We start from the raw sequence: 13,261 nt of genomic DNA, 5'->3' as shown, positions 1-13,261 counted from the left end.
TTCAGGCTCCTCGTGAAACCACAATCACCACCAGCACCGCCAGCTCAATCAGCGCCAGACGACGGAACAGCACCGCGGCCGCCGCGTTCTGCCAGCCCGGCACCAGCGATACCGGGTTCAGCCATTTACGCAGTTTGAGTACCGGGGCAAAGGCCTCTTTCACCGGCATGGCGAAACCGTGCGCGGTAATCACCATCGACTGCTCATGGTCGTAGCCGCACACCCAGGCCGCGCCGCGAGAACGCGACGGCAGACGGTTGCCTTTGAACATCGCCATAATGATGAACGGCAGTAGCGGACAGGCGACCAACAGCAGCGTGATCATCGGCTGCGATACGGTGGTGTGCGCGGTTTCCAGCGGCAACGGTACCGCAGTGGAAATCATCGGCAGCAGCCACGGCGCGGCAACCCCGCCCAGTACGCAGCAAATCGCCAATGCCACCACGCTGACGCCCATCAGGATCGGCGCGCAGCTGGCGTTTTCAGCTTCCTTCGTGCGCGGCGCGCCAAGGAACGTCACGCCGTACACTTTCGCCATACACATCACCGCCAGCGCGCCGGTAATCGCCAGGCCAACCGCCAGCAGCGGTCCTAACAGACGACCAACAAACGCGCCGCTGTTGCCCAGTTTGAAGAAGGACTGATAAATCACCCACTCGCCGGCAAAGCCGTTCAGCGGCGGCAGCGCGGCCATCGCCATCAGACCGACCAGCATGGCGATAGAAATAACCGGCATCCGTTTACCAATACCGCCCAGTTTTTCGATATCGCGATGACCGGTACGGAACCAGATGCTGCCCGCGCCCAGAAACAGCACGCTTTTGAACAGGCTATGGTTCAGCAGGTGATAGAGCCCGCCGGTCAGACCCAGCGCGATCAGTACCGGCTGATTGAGAGCAATCCCGGTAACGCCTGCGCCCAGACCGAGCAAAATGATGCCGATATTTTCCAGCGTGTGATAGGCCAGCAGGCGCTGAATGTTATGCTCCATCAGCGCGTACAGACCGCCGACAAAGGCGGTGATCATTCCAAGCACCAACAGCGCCACGCCCCACCACAGCGGCGCATTGCCGCCAAGCAGAGATAGCGTGAGAATGCCCAGCAGCCCGATTTTCATCACCACGGTCGAGAACAGCGCGGCGGCGGGAGCGCTGGCGTTGGCGTGCGCCTGCGGCACCCAACCGTGTAGCGGGATAATCCCGGCCAGCAGACCGAAGCCGATAACGCCGAGCAGCCAGATATCGGAGCCCAGCGGCAGTTGCTGAGCACGTTGATCCAGCAGCCCCAGATCCAGCGTGCCGTAGCGCTGCCACACCAACCAGCAGGCGATTGCCAGCAGCAGCGTACCGAGACGGCCCAGCGCAAACCACAGTTTGCCCTCTTTGCTACCGCCGGTGAGGAACACGGCGCAGAGCGCCATGATTTCCGCCATCACCACCATCGTCCCCAGGTTACTGGCGACCACGGCGCAGACGGCTGCCGCCATCAGCAGGTTGATCAACAGTCCGTTGGCTTTTACCTGTGGATGGCGATGCCAGTCGATATTGAACAGGCTGACAAACAGACCGCACAGCCCCAGCGTAATCAGCCAGATAGCATTCAGCGGCGTAATTTGCAGCATGTGACCGGTAAACGGCATCACGCCGCTAACCGTAACGACGCTGGTCAGCGCGGTGAACCCCGCGCCTGCCGTACACAGGCTGCCGACCGCGCCGCCGATACCGGCAATCCAGCCGCTCAGCGCTTTATGAAACGAAAACAGAAACGCCAGAACGGCGGCGGCGGCAAACCACGCGACGCCGCTAGTAATCAGTGAAAGTGAACTCATTATGCATCCCCACTCTGAGCCTGCTGAAACAAGGTGAGATCGCCAAAATCGGTATTAAACGTCAGCTCACGTTTACGTTTGCTGGCGCGGGCGATATCCGTGTTCTCCACCAGGTGTAGCGCTTTAGTCGGGCACATCCGCACACAGGCCGGGCCTTGCTCGTCAAAGCTGCACAGGTCGCATTTCACCGCGATAGCGCGTACGCCCGGCACCCAGTCGAGCAACGTACTGACGCGCGCAGGCGCTGGCGGCGCGGGCGGCGCTTTCGGCGTATTGGCGTTCGCCGGAATATGCAGCGGACGGCTGCCGGAAAACTCAATAGCGCCAAACGGACAGGCAATACCGCACAGTTTGCAGCTCACGCACAGGCTTTCATTAAGCTGGACAGCGCCGTCAACGCGATTAATCGCGTTAACCGGGCATACCGTGGCGCATGGCGCATCTTCACAGTGGTGACAAAGCTGCGGCGCAGATTCTTTTTCATTCAGCATCACTTTCAGGCGCGGCATTGACTGCAGGCCATGCTGGCGATGCGTCTCTGAACAGGCGGCCTCACAGGTGTGGCAGCCGATACAGAGAGTGGAGTCAGCAATTACAAAACGATTCACCAGGCATTCCTCAGGTGATTGTCATTTTTGACGAAAACATGCCGTTGAAATGTCATTTTCGACACTTATCGACACGCCCATCCCCAAAACATTCATGACATGGCGCAACGCCACATCGCGAATCAAAGCGGGCAACGCCTCAGGCTTATACCGCCGGGCTGTTTCCCTTTACCAATTGACGCAAATTAACCGGCGAGTTGGTTTCTACAGCGGTATAGAGGCTGTCGTAAACGCTGGCGATTTTTTCCAGATAGTGCTCCAGCACCTGCTCGCGATCGCGGTTGTTAACCCGTTCATCAACCTTGCCGTCGATATCGAGCTGCGCCTGTGCAATCAATTGCTTATCTTCGCCATCTTTGGTTTCAACGTAGTACTCAATGGTGTGGCTGTTAAAACCATCCGCCAACGCGACGTAAATACGAAAGTGCTCAAACAGGACAAAGCAAAGATCCCTTTCCGGCGCGCAGCTCATTGCGTGATGCAGGCGCGCTTTCGAGAGGGTGATCCCCTGAACCAGCGAGTTGCAGTAAATATGCCACTGGTCCTGTAGGCGACGATGCCGTTGCGCGATGTAATCGGCCTTTTCGCTTATTTCCCAAATAGTCATGTCAGGTTACCCGTTTAACAGAGATGCCTGCGTTAAGCATTTTCCATGCCAATTTTTAACTTATTGTTTTTAATAGCAGACGAGCGCAGTTACTGCCGTTTCGACGCGGTGACGACATGTCATTTCGTCATCGTCGACATTACCCTGCCAGGGGATAAAAATATTGGCATAAATATTGCTTTACAGGGGCAACCACTACGGGAGGCGATATGCACGAAATCACCCTCTGCCAACGGGCACTGGAATTGATTGAACAACAGGCTTCAGCATACGGTGCAAAACGTGTGACAGCCGTCTGGATCAAAATTGGCGCATTTTCTTGCGTGGAAACCAGCGCTCTTTCCTTTTGTTTTGATCTGGTATGCCGCGGCACGATAGCAGAAGGTTGTAAACTGCACCTCGAAGAACAGGAAGCCGAATGCTGGTGTGAGCATTGTCAACAATATGTCACGTTGTTAACCCACCGTGTACGTCGTTGTCCGCAATGTCATAGCGATACGCTGCGAATTGTGGCCGATGACGGCTTACAAATTCGGCGCATAGAGATTGATGAAACTGAAGATTAATGCCGGATAGACGCTCGCGTCGCCATCCGGCAGAAAGCCTGTAACAAGAAAAAGATCAGGAGTAAGCGATGTGTACGACTTGCGGTTGCGCTGAAGGCAACCTTTATATAGAAGGCGATGAACATAATCCGCACTCAGCGTTTCGTAGCGCGCCCTTTGCCCCAGCGGCTCGCCCGGCGCTGAATATTACCGGCATTAAAACGCCTGACTTTGCCCCAAGTCAGACCGCAGAAGGCGATCTGCATTACGGCCACGGCGAAGCCGGAACCCACGCGCCTGGTATGAGTCAGCGGCGGATGCTGGAGGTTGAAATCGACGTGCTGGACAAAAATAATCGTCTGGCTGAGCGCAACCGCGCCCGTTTCGCCGCCCGCCAGCAACTGGTGCTCAACCTGGTGTCCAGCCCCGGGTCCGGTAAAACCACCTTGCTGACTGAAACGCTAATGAAATTGAAAGACCGTGTACCGTGCGCGGTAATTGAAGGCGACCAGCAGACAGTGAACGACGCCGCCCGCATCCGCGCTACCGGCACGCCCGCCATTCAGGTCAACACCGGTAAAGGCTGCCATCTTGACGCGCAAATGATCGCCGACGCCGCGCCGCGCCTGCCGCTGGATGACCACGGTATTCTGTTTATCGAAAACGTCGGTAATCTCGTCTGCCCGGCCAGCTTCGATCTGGGCGAAAAGCATAAAGTCGCAGTGCTTTCCGTGACCGAAGGTGAAGATAAGCCGCTGAAGTATCCCCATATGTTTGCCGCTGCGTCGCTCATGCTGCTCAATAAAGTCGATCTGCTGCCCTACCTCAATTTTGACGTTGAGAAGTGCATCGCCAGCGCGCGTGAAGTGAACCCGGAGATTGAAATTATCCTGATTTCCGCCACCAGCGGCGAAGGCATGGATCAGTGGCTGGCCTGGCTGGAGGCGCAGCGATGTGCATAGGCGTGCCGGGTCAAATCCGCGCCATTGACGGCAATCAGGCAAAAGTTGACGTCTGCGGCATTCAGCGCGACGTCGATCTCACATTAGTCGGCAGTTGTGATGAAAACGGTCAGCCGCGTCTGGGTCAGTGGGTGCTGGTTCATGTCGGATTCGCCATGAGCGTCATTAACGAAGCGGAAGCGCGCGACACGCTCGACGCGCTACAAAATATGTTTGATGTTGAGCCGGACGTCGGCGCACTGCTGTATGGTGAGGAGAGATAATGCGTTTTGTTGACGAGTACCGTGCGCCGGAACAGGTAATGCAGCTCATTGAACACCTGCGTGAACGCGCCGCCCTTCTTCCTTACACTGCCGAACGTCCGTTGCGCATTATGGAAGTCTGCGGGGGTCATACCCACGCAATTTTTAAATTTGGTCTCGATCAGTTACTGCCCGAAAACGTGGAGTTTATTCACGGCCCCGGTTGTCCGGTCTGCGTGCTGCCGATGGGACGCATCGACAGTTGCGTGGAAATCGCCAGTCATCCGGAGGTGATTTTCTGCACCTTTGGCGATGCCATGCGCGTGCCGGGGAAACAGGGTTCTCTGTTGCAGGCTAAAGCGCGCGGCGCGGATGTCCGTATTGTTTATTCTCCGATGGACGCGCTGAAGCTGGCGCAGGATAACCCGACCCGCAAAGTGGTATTTTTCGGGCTGGGCTTTGAAACCACCATGCCGACCACCGCCATCACGCTACAGCAGGCAAAACAGCGTGACGTGCGAAACTTCTACTTTTTCTGCCAGCACATTACGCTGATCCCGACGCTGCGTAGCTTACTGGAGCAGCCGGACAACGGCATTGACGCCTTTCTTGCGCCAGGCCACGTCAGCATGGTCATCGGCACCGAGGCGTACCAGTTTATCGCCGCCGATTTTAATCGCCCGCTGGTGGTGGCTGGATTCGAACCGCTTGATCTACTGCAAGGCGTGGTCATGCTGGTTGAGCAGAAAATAGCGGCCCTAAGCCAGGTTGAAAACCAATACCGTCGCGTGGTGCCGGATGCCGGAAACATGCTGGCGCAGCAGGCCATCGCCGATGTGTTCTGCGTTAATGGCGATAGCGAGTGGCGCGGTCTGGGCGTGATTGAATCCTCCGGCGTCCACCTGACGCCAGAGTATCAGCGCTTTGACGCCGAAGCGCATTTCCGCCCAGCGCCACAGCAGGTCTATGACGATCCGCGCGCCCGCTGCGGCGAAGTGCTGACCGGCAGATGCAAGCCGCATCAGTGCCCGCTATTTGGTAAAACATGTAATCCAGAGACCGCGTTCGGCGCGCTGATGGTCTCTTCCGAAGGCGCATGCGCCGCCTGGTATCAGTATCGTCAGCAGGAGTGTGAAGTTTGAACAATATACAACTCGCCCACGGCAGCGGCGGCCAGGCTATGCAACAGTTGATTAATAGCCTGTTTATGGAGGCCTTTGCCAACCCGTGGCTGGCGGAACAAGAAGATCAGGCGCGTCTGGACCTGGCGCAACTGACGGCGGAGGGCGACCGTCTGGCGTTTTCTACCGATAGCTATGTGATCGATCCGCTCTTTTTCCCCGGCGGCAATATCGGCAAACTGGCGATTTGCGGTACGGCGAACGACGTAGCGGTGAGCGGCGCGATCCCCCGCTATCTCTCCTGCGGCTTTATCCTTGAAGAAGGGCTGCCGATGGAGACGTTAAAAAGCGTGGTCAATAGCATGGCGGCGACCGCGCGGGAAGCGGGTATCGCCATTGTAACCGGCGACACCAAAGTTGTGCAGCGCGGCGCGGCGGATAAATTGTTTATCAACACTGCCGGCATGGGGGCGATTCCCGCCGATATTCACTGGGGCGCGCAAACGCTGAGCGTTGGCGATGTGCTGTTAGTCAGCGGTACGCTTGGCGATCACGGCGCCACTATCCTCAACCTGCGTGAGCAACTGGGACTGGATGGCGAGCTGGCGAGCGACTGCGCAGTATTAACGCCGCTAATTCAGACGCTGCGTCATATTGACGGAGTGAAGGCATTGCGTGACGCCACGCGCGGCGGCGTGAATGCGGTCGCCCATGAGTTTGCGGCGTCCTGCGGTTACGGTATTGAATTGTCCGAATCCGCACTGCCGCTCAAACCTGCCGTGCGCGGCGTCTGCGAGCTGTTGGGGCTGGATGCCCTGAACTTTGCCAACGAAGGAAAACTGGTGATTGCCGTTGAACGGCAGGCCGCAGATCGGGCGTTGGCGGCATTACGCGCGCATCCGCTGGGACGTGATGCAGCGCTGATTGGCGAAGTCGTGGAACGCAAAGGCGTTCGCTTAGCCGGACTCTATGGCGTGAAGCGAACCCTTGATTTGCCACACGCCGAACCATTACCTCGTATATGCTAGCAGCCTGTTGGCAGCATACTGTAGGCCGGATAAGTCGCATTTGCGTCGACATCCGGCATTAACGCTGCATTAACGCCTGATGGCGCTTTGCTTATCAGGCCTACGGATTGTGTGACCAGCGAGTTTGCGGTCAGCCATCCGGCAATAACTTACGACTTATACCTATAATTCATTTACCGTTTTCGCACCGTTTTGCGGTATTTTCCTGGAAAAGCAACATGTCGTATACACCCATGAGCGATCTTGGACAGCAAGGCTTGTTCGATATCACTCGTACCTTATTGCAGCAGCCCGATTTGGCGTCGCTCAGTGAAGCGCTTTCGCAACTGGTAAAGCGTTCAGCGCTCGCCGACAGCGCCGGCATTGTGCTATGGCAGGCGCAGTCGCAACGCGCACAATATTATGCGACGCGAGAAAATGGCCGTCCTGTTGAATATGAAGATGAAACCATACTGGCGCACGGCCCGGTACGTCGCATCCTTTCTCGCCCCGATGCATTGCACTGTAATTTCCATGAGTTTACCGAAACCTGGCCGCAGCTTGCCGCGAGCGGCCTCTACCCTGAATTTGGTCATTACTGTCTGCTTCCTTTAGCCGCGGAGGGCCGTATTTTCGGCGGCTGCGAATTCATCCGTCAGGAAGATCGCCCCTGGAGTGAAAAGGAATATGACCGTCTGCATACGTTTACCCAAATTGTCGGCGTGGTCGCCGAGCAAATTCAAAACCGGGTAAACAATAATGTCGATTATGATCTGTTGTGCCGCGAACGCGATAACTTCCGTATTCTGGTTGCGATTACCAACGCCGTCCTGTCGCGTCTGGATATTGATGAGCTGGTAAGCGAAGTCGCAAAAGAGATCCACCACTATTTCAATATCGACGCAATCAGCATCGTGTTGCGCAGCCATCGCAAAAATAAGCTGAATATCTACTCCACCCACTACCTTGATGAGCATCATCCGGCGCACGAACAGAGCGAAGTCGACGAAGCCGGCACGCTCACGGAGCGCGTCTTTAAAAGTAAAGAGATGCTGCTTATCAACCTCAACGAACGCGATCCGCTTGCCCCCTACGAACGCATGCTGTTCGATACCTGGGGCAATCAGATCCAGACGCTTTGCCTGCTGCCGTTGATGTCCGGCAAGACGATGCTTGGCGTGCTCAAACTGGCCCAGTGCGAAGAAAAAGTGTTTACCACCGCCAACCTCAAGCTGCTGCGTCAGATTGCCGAACGGGTAGCCATTGCCGTGGATAATGCGCTGGCCTATCAGGAAATCCACCGACTGAAGGAACGCCTGGTCGACGAAAATCTGGCGCTCACGGAGCAGCTTAATAACGTCGACAGCGAGTTTGGCGAGATCATCGGACGCAGCGAAGCGATGTACAACGTGCTAAAGCAGGTTGAGATGGTGGCGCAGAGCGACAGTACCGTGCTGATTCTGGGCGAAACGGGAACCGGTAAAGAGTTGATTGCCCGCGCCATTCACAACCTGAGCGGACGTAGCGGGCGCAGGATGGTAAAGATGAACTGCGCCGCGATGCCGGCGGGGCTGCTGGAAAGCGATTTGTTTGGTCATGAGCGCGGCGCGTTTACCGGCGCCAGCGCGCAGCGGATTGGCCGTTTCGAGCTGGCGGATAAAAGCTCGCTGTTTCTGGATGAAGTGGGCGACATGCCGCTGGAGCTACAGCCTAAGCTGCTGCGCGTCCTTCAGGAGCAAGAGTTTGAACGTCTCGGCAGCAATAAACTGATCCAGACCGACGTGCGGCTGATCGCCGCGACTAACCGCGATCTGAAAAAAATGGTCGCCGATCGCGAATTCCGTAACGATCTCTACTATCGGCTGAATGTTTTTCCGATCCAGCTTCCTCCGTTACGCGAACGTCCGGAAGATATACCACTACTGGTCAAAGCGTTCACCTTCAAAATCGCCCGCCGAATGGGGCGTAATATCGACAGCATTCCCGCCGAAACGCTGCGCACGCTCAGCAGCATGGAATGGCCGGGGAACGTTCGCGAGCTGGAGAATGTCGTCGAGCGCGCCGTGCTGCTGACGCGCGGCAATGTGCTACAACTGTCGCTGCCGGATATTACCGCCGTAACGCCCGATACCTCGCCTGTTGCGACTGAAAGCGCCAAAGAAGGCGAAGATGAATATCAGCTTATTATACGCGTGCTGAAAGAGACCAATGGCGTAGTGGCTGGACCAAAAGGCGCGGCGCAGCGTCTGGGGCTTAAACGAACCACCCTGCTGTCGCGTATGAAGCGATTGGGTATTGATAAAGACGCGTTAGCGTAACGGGTTGCCGGATCTGATCCGGCCTGGAGATGATGCGCGCCGTAGGCCTGGCGCTTCCCCTTCACTTCTTGCGCTGATATTTTTCCGGCAATTCCGGAACGGGGCGCTTATCGTCGATAAGGTGCCGCACGGTCAGGACAGGATGCCGCCAAAGCATTCGCGGACCTGCCCAACGCATAATCTGCTTCATCTCCTCGCGTTTAGCCGGCTGATAGCAGTGCACCGGGCACTGCTTACAGGCGGGTTTTTCCTCGCCAAATACGCATTTATCAAGACGTTTTTGCGCGTAGGCGAACAGCGCCTCGTAATGCCCCTGCACCGCTGACGCCTGTGGGCACTGGCTTTCATACAGCGCGATCATTTTTTTGATCGTCAGTTTTTCACGAGCGATACGTTTACCAGGCATCGTGCTCTCTCCGAACATTAAGGTGTATTTATTTTACACCTTATCCCTCTTTAGCACTATCACTGCATATCGTCGCCATTTCGCAAATAAGAATTATTTTCATTTATTCATGCCTTGTGCTATATAACATAGCAAAGGCTATATTCGATGATTAATTAACCACATTGTTGCGAGGGATACTATGACGAATCTACATCGTCTGAAAACACTCCTGATTGCCGGTATTGTCGCGATACTCGCGCTATCGCCAGCCTATGCAAAAGAGAAATTTAAAGTCATCACCACGTTTACCGTTATTGCCGACATGGCGAAAAACGTGGCGGGCGACGCAGCGGAAGTCAGCTCAATTACCAAGCCCGGCGCTGAAATCCATGAGTATCAGCCAACGCCCGGCGATATTAAACGAGCGCAGGGGGCACAGCTTATCCTCGCGAATGGTCTGAACCTGGAGCGATGGTTCGCCCGCTTTTATCAGCACCTTTCCGGCGTACCGGAAGTCGTCGTCTCCACCGGCGTCAAACCGATGGGCATTACCGAAGGCCCGTATAACGGTAAACCGAACCCGCACGCCTGGATGTCGGCAGAAAACGCGCTGATTTATGTCGATAACATTCGCGACGCCCTGGTGAAGTACGATCCGGATAATGCGCAGATCTATAAGCAAAACGCCGAGCGCTATAAAGCGAAAATTCGCCAGATGGCCGATCCGTTGCGTGCCGAACTGGAAAAAATTCCCGCCGATCAGCGCTGGCTGGTCACCAGTGAAGGCGCGTTCTCTTACCTGGCGCGCGATAACGACATGAAAGAGCTTTATCTCTGGCCAATTAACGCCGATCAACAGGGGACGCCAAAACAGGTGCGTAAAGTGATTGATACCATTAAAAAGCACCATATTCCCGCCATCTTTAGCGAGAGTACGGTTTCCGATAAACCGGCCCGTCAGGTCGCGCGTGAATCCGGCGCGCATTATGGCGGCGTGCTGTATGTCGATTCTCTGAGCGCCGCTGACGGCCCTGTGCCAACCTATCTGGATCTGCTGCGCGTCACGACCGAAACCATCGTCAACGGCATTAACGACGGACTGAGGAGTCAACAATGAGTCAATCTGCGATTACCGTTGATCAAGTCACGGTGACGTATCGCAACGGTCATACCGCCCTACGGGACGCCACTTTTCAGGTGCCTGGCGGTTCAATCGCCGCGCTGGTAGGCGTAAATGGTTCCGGTAAGTCTACGTTATTTAAAGCGTTAATGGGCTTTGTGCATCTTGCGCAGGGCGATATCACTATCCTGCAACAGTCAGTCAACAAGGCGCTGAAAAAAAACCTCATTGCTTATGTTCCGCAATCGGAAGAAGTGGACTGGTCATTTCCGGTGCTGGTAGAAGATGTGGTGATGATGGGACGCTACGTCCATATGGGCTGGCTACGCCGTCCCACTGCGCATGATCACGCCTGTGTTGACGCCGCGCTGGCGCGGGTGGATATGCTGGAATATCGTCACAGGCAGATTGGCGAGCTGTCCGGCGGGCAGAAAAAACGTGTGTTTCTTGCCAGGGCCATCGCTCAGGATGGACAGGTAATCCTGCTGGATGAACCTTTTACCGGCGTGGATGTAAAAACCGAAGCGCGAATCATCGATCTACTGCGAGAACTGCGCGATGAAGGCCGCACGATGCTGGTCTCAACGCATAATCTCGGCTCCGTCACCGAGTTTTGCGACTATACGGTAATGATTAAAGGAACCGTACTGGCCAGCGGCCCTACCGAAACCACGTTTACCGCCGCGAATCTGGAACAGGCGTTTAGCGGCGTTCTACGTCATATCGCGCTAAGCGGAGGTGAAGAGCACATCATCACCGATGACGAGCGCCCCTTTATTTCCCGGCGCGTGGCCAGCGGAGGAAAATCGTCATGAACTGGCTTGTTGAGCCGTTTGGCTACCAGTATATGCTCAACGCGATGTGGGTCTCCGCGATGGTGGGCGGTCTGTGCGCGTTTCTCTCCTGCTATTTGATGCTCAAAGGCTGGTCGCTCATTGGCGATGCGCTATCTCACTCTATTGTGCCTGGCGTCGCTGGCGCCTGGATGTTAGGGCTGCCCTTCTCGCTCGGCGCGTTTCTTTCCGGCGGACTGGCGGCAGGCAGTATGCTCTTTCTTAACCAACGCTCACGCCTGAAAGAAGACGCGATTATCGGGCTTATCTTCTCCTCTTTTTTTGGCGTCGGCCTTTTTATGGTGTCGCTCAATCCGATGTCGGTGAATATCCAGACGATTATTCTCGGCAACGTGCTGGCGATCGCGCCAGCGGATATTGCGCAACTGGCGATTATCGGCGCAGTCTCGCTGACGATTCTGCTGTTAAAGTGGAAAGATCTGATGGTCGTCTTTTTCGATGAAACCCATGCGCGCTCTATCGGGCTTAATCCGGGTCGACTAAAGCTGTTGTTTTTCACTCTATTGTCCGTCTCTACCGTGGCGGCCCTGCAAACCGTTGGGGCGTTCCTGGTGATCTGTCTCGTCGTCACGCCGGGCGCGACGGCCTGGTTACTCACCGACCGTTTTCCACGTCTGCTCATGATTGCCGTCGTGATTGGTAGCCTGACCAGTTTTCTGGGCGCATGGCTTAGCTACTGGCTGGATGGCGCCACTGGCGGAATTATTGTCGTCATGCAAACCTTACTGTTCATCACAGCCTTTATTTTCGCCCCGAAACACGGTCTGTTAGCCAACCGTCGACGCGCCCGCCTGCAGAAGGAGCCGACATGTTCTTAACAACGTTACTGGAACCCTTTCAGTTTGATTTTATGGTGAACGCCCTTATGGTTTCGGTCATTGTGGCGATTCCCTGCGCCTTACTGTCCGTGTTTTTAGTGTTAAAAGGCTGGGCGTTAATGGGCGACGCAATGAGTCATGCGGTATTCCCCGGGGTCGTGCTGGCATATATTGTGGGGATCCCCCTGGCGATTGGCGCTTTCATTGCCGGATTATTTTGCGCTATCGCGACCGGCTATCTGGACGATAACAGCCGCATCAAACGTGATACGGTGATGGGCATCGTCTTTTCCGGGATGTTTGGCGCAGGTCTGGTGCTCTATGTTTCTATTCAATCGGAAGTGCATCTGGATCACATCCTGTTTGGGGATATGCTGGGCGTATCGCTGGGGGATATTGTACAAACGTCGGTTATTGCACTGGGTATTGCGTTAATCATAGGGCTGAAATGGAAAGATCTCCTGCTACACGCTTTTGACCCGCACCAGGCGAAAGCCAGCGGGCTGAATACCACGCTACTGCATTATGGCCTGCTATGTATGATTGCGCTGACTATCGTCGCCACGCTGAAATCGGTGGGTATTATTCTGTCGATTTCACTGCTTATCGCCCCCGGCGCAATTGCCATTTTGCTGACGCGACGCTTTGCGCGCGCGCTGGGATTAGCGGTGAGTCTGTCAGTTATTACCGCTTTTGCGGGCGTCTATCTGTCTTTTTATCTTGATAGCGCGCCAGCGCCGACCATCGTGGTATTATTTGCCATCGTGTTTATTGCGGTATTTATTTACGCAACATGGCGCGACAGGCGTAATGAAATCGTACCAGAGGCGCAAGGTTAACACT

14 protein-coding genes are annotated in these 13,261 nt (G+C 55.6%); 10 read left to right on the top strand and 4 right to left on the bottom strand.

What is annotated here, in order from left to right; all coding sequences use genetic code 11:
• Window position 1: 1 nt before the first annotated feature.
• From hycC to hycA, 3 genes are all read right to left on the bottom strand, one after another.
• Window positions 2-1,828 (bottom strand): formate hydrogenlyase subunit 3, encoded by a 1,827-nt coding sequence (gene hycC / locus NA330_RS07210; protein ID WP_023241763.1) that lies wholly within the window; start codon window positions 1,826-1,828, stop codon window positions 2-4.
• Window positions 1,828-2,436, bottom strand: coding sequence for a formate hydrogenlyase subunit HycB (gene hycB, locus NA330_RS07205; protein ID WP_001079164.1), 609 nt, complete (start codon window positions 2,434-2,436; stop codon window positions 1,828-1,830). Before hycB ends, hycC begins: the two co-directional genes overlap by 1 nt.
• 145 nt (window positions 2,437-2,581) lie before the next feature.
• Window positions 2,582-3,043, bottom strand: a complete 462-nt coding sequence (hycA, locus tag NA330_RS07200) for a formate hydrogenlyase regulator HycA (protein WP_000158075.1) — start codon at window positions 3,041-3,043, stop codon at window positions 2,582-2,584.
• Between the two features lie 209 nt (window positions 3,044-3,252).
• Here hycA and hypA point away from each other — a divergent pair, with 209 nt between their 5' ends.
• From hypA to flhA, 6 genes are all read left to right on the top strand, one after another.
• On the top strand, window positions 3,253-3,609 hold the full coding sequence (gene hypA, locus NA330_RS07195) for a hydrogenase maturation nickel metallochaperone HypA (RefSeq protein WP_000544461.1): 357 nt from the start codon (window positions 3,253-3,255) through the stop codon (window positions 3,607-3,609).
• Between the two features lie 68 nt (window positions 3,610-3,677).
• On the top strand, window positions 3,678-4,550 hold the full coding sequence (gene hypB / locus NA330_RS07190; RefSeq protein ID WP_000337636.1) for a hydrogenase nickel incorporation protein HypB: 873 nt from the start codon (window positions 3,678-3,680) through the stop codon (window positions 4,548-4,550).
• On the top strand, window positions 4,541-4,813 hold the full coding sequence (gene hypC / locus NA330_RS07185) for a hydrogenase 3 maturation protein HypC (protein ID WP_000334871.1): 273 nt from the start codon (window positions 4,541-4,543) through the stop codon (window positions 4,811-4,813). Before hypB ends, hypC begins: the two co-directional genes overlap by 10 nt.
• Window positions 4,813-5,934 (top strand): hydrogenase formation protein HypD, encoded by a 1,122-nt coding sequence (gene hypD / locus NA330_RS07180; RefSeq protein WP_001212962.1) that lies wholly within the window; start codon window positions 4,813-4,815, stop codon window positions 5,932-5,934. Before hypC ends, hypD begins: the two co-directional genes overlap by 1 nt.
• Window positions 5,931-6,941 (top strand): hydrogenase expression/formation protein HypE, encoded by a 1,011-nt coding sequence (hypE, locus tag NA330_RS07175; protein WP_023241762.1) that lies wholly within the window; start codon window positions 5,931-5,933, stop codon window positions 6,939-6,941. Before hypD ends, hypE begins: the two co-directional genes overlap by 4 nt.
• 218 nt (window positions 6,942-7,159) lie before the next feature.
• Window positions 7,160-9,238 carry a formate hydrogenlyase transcriptional activator FlhA gene (flhA, locus tag NA330_RS07170; RefSeq protein WP_023241761.1) on the top strand — a complete coding sequence of 693 codons (2,079 nt, stop codon included), beginning with the start codon at window positions 7,160-7,162 and terminating at the stop codon, window positions 9,236-9,238.
• Window positions 9,239-9,299: 61 nt separating this feature from the next.
• Here the strand turns inward: flhA and NA330_RS07165 are convergent, their stop codons facing one another.
• Complete coding sequence (locus tag NA330_RS07165; RefSeq protein ID WP_001117944.1) at window positions 9,300-9,644, bottom strand: nitrous oxide-stimulated promoter family protein; 345 nt, start codon at window positions 9,642-9,644, stop codon at window positions 9,300-9,302.
• A gap of 181 nt (window positions 9,645-9,825) precedes the next feature.
• On the opposite strand from NA330_RS07165, the gene sitA reads away from it, so the two are divergent.
• Genes sitA through sitD form a run of 4 tightly spaced genes read left to right on the top strand, consistent with a single transcriptional unit; the run spans window position 9,826 to window position 13,257 of the window.
• Entirely contained in the window at window positions 9,826-10,743 is a 918-nt protein-coding gene (gene sitA, locus NA330_RS07160; RefSeq protein WP_000182930.1) for an iron/manganese ABC transporter substrate-binding protein SitA, read from the top strand.
• Window positions 10,740-11,561: an iron/manganese ABC transporter ATP-binding protein SitB gene (gene sitB, locus NA330_RS07155; RefSeq protein ID WP_438796410.1), complete on the top strand. Its 822-nt coding sequence runs from the start codon at window positions 10,740-10,742 to the stop codon at window positions 11,559-11,561. The genes sitA and sitB overlap by 4 nt, the downstream gene beginning before the upstream one ends.
• A complete protein-coding gene (sitC, locus tag NA330_RS07150; RefSeq protein WP_001104336.1) occupies window positions 11,558-12,418 on the top strand; it encodes an iron/manganese ABC transporter permease subunit SitC in 861 nt (286 codons plus the stop codon). The genes sitB and sitC overlap by 4 nt, the downstream gene beginning before the upstream one ends.
• Window positions 12,409-13,257, top strand: a complete 849-nt coding sequence (gene sitD / locus NA330_RS07145; protein ID WP_000480209.1) for an iron/manganese ABC transporter permease subunit SitD — start codon at window positions 12,409-12,411, stop codon at window positions 13,255-13,257. The genes sitC and sitD overlap by 10 nt, the downstream gene beginning before the upstream one ends.
• The last annotated feature ends 4 nt before the right edge of the window (window positions 13,258-13,261 follow it).

This window comes from Salmonella sp. NW722 (assembly GCF_051702785.1).
In the GTDB taxonomy this organism is placed as follows: domain Bacteria; phylum Pseudomonadota; class Gammaproteobacteria; order Enterobacterales; family Enterobacteriaceae; genus Salmonella; species Salmonella enterica.
Note: the sequence above shows the minus strand (reverse complement) of the source record. Positions and strands in the feature narration are given on the sequence as shown.

Excerpts from the sequence above, each read along its gene's own strand:
- hycC (WP_023241763.1), bottom strand. The coding sequence starts at position 1,828 with ATGAGTTCACTTTCACTGATTACTAGCGGCGTCGCGTGGTTTGCCGCC.
- hycA (WP_000158075.1), bottom strand. The coding sequence starts at position 3,043 with ATGACTATTTGGGAAATAAGCGAAAAGGCCGATTACATCGCGCAACGG.
- hypA (WP_000544461.1), top strand. The coding sequence starts at position 3,253 with ATGCACGAAATCACCCTCTGCCAACGGGCACTGGAATTGATTGAACAA.
- hypB (WP_000337636.1), top strand. The coding sequence starts at position 3,678 with ATGTGTACGACTTGCGGTTGCGCTGAAGGCAACCTTTATATAGAAGGC.
- hypC (WP_000334871.1), top strand. The coding sequence starts at position 4,541 with ATGTGCATAGGCGTGCCGGGTCAAATCCGCGCCATTGACGGCAATCAG.
- hypD (WP_001212962.1), top strand. The coding sequence starts at position 4,813 with ATGCGTTTTGTTGACGAGTACCGTGCGCCGGAACAGGTAATGCAGCTC.
- flhA (WP_023241761.1), top strand. The coding sequence starts at position 7,160 with ATGTCGTATACACCCATGAGCGATCTTGGACAGCAAGGCTTGTTCGAT.
- NA330_RS07165 (WP_001117944.1), bottom strand. The coding sequence starts at position 9,644 with ATGCCTGGTAAACGTATCGCTCGTGAAAAACTGACGATCAAAAAAATG.
- sitA (WP_000182930.1), top strand. The coding sequence starts at position 9,826 with ATGACGAATCTACATCGTCTGAAAACACTCCTGATTGCCGGTATTGTC.
- sitB (WP_438796410.1), top strand. The coding sequence starts at position 10,740 with ATGAGTCAATCTGCGATTACCGTTGATCAAGTCACGGTGACGTATCGC.
- sitC (WP_001104336.1), top strand. The coding sequence starts at position 11,558 with ATGAACTGGCTTGTTGAGCCGTTTGGCTACCAGTATATGCTCAACGCG.
- sitD (WP_000480209.1), top strand. The coding sequence starts at position 12,409 with ATGTTCTTAACAACGTTACTGGAACCCTTTCAGTTTGATTTTATGGTG.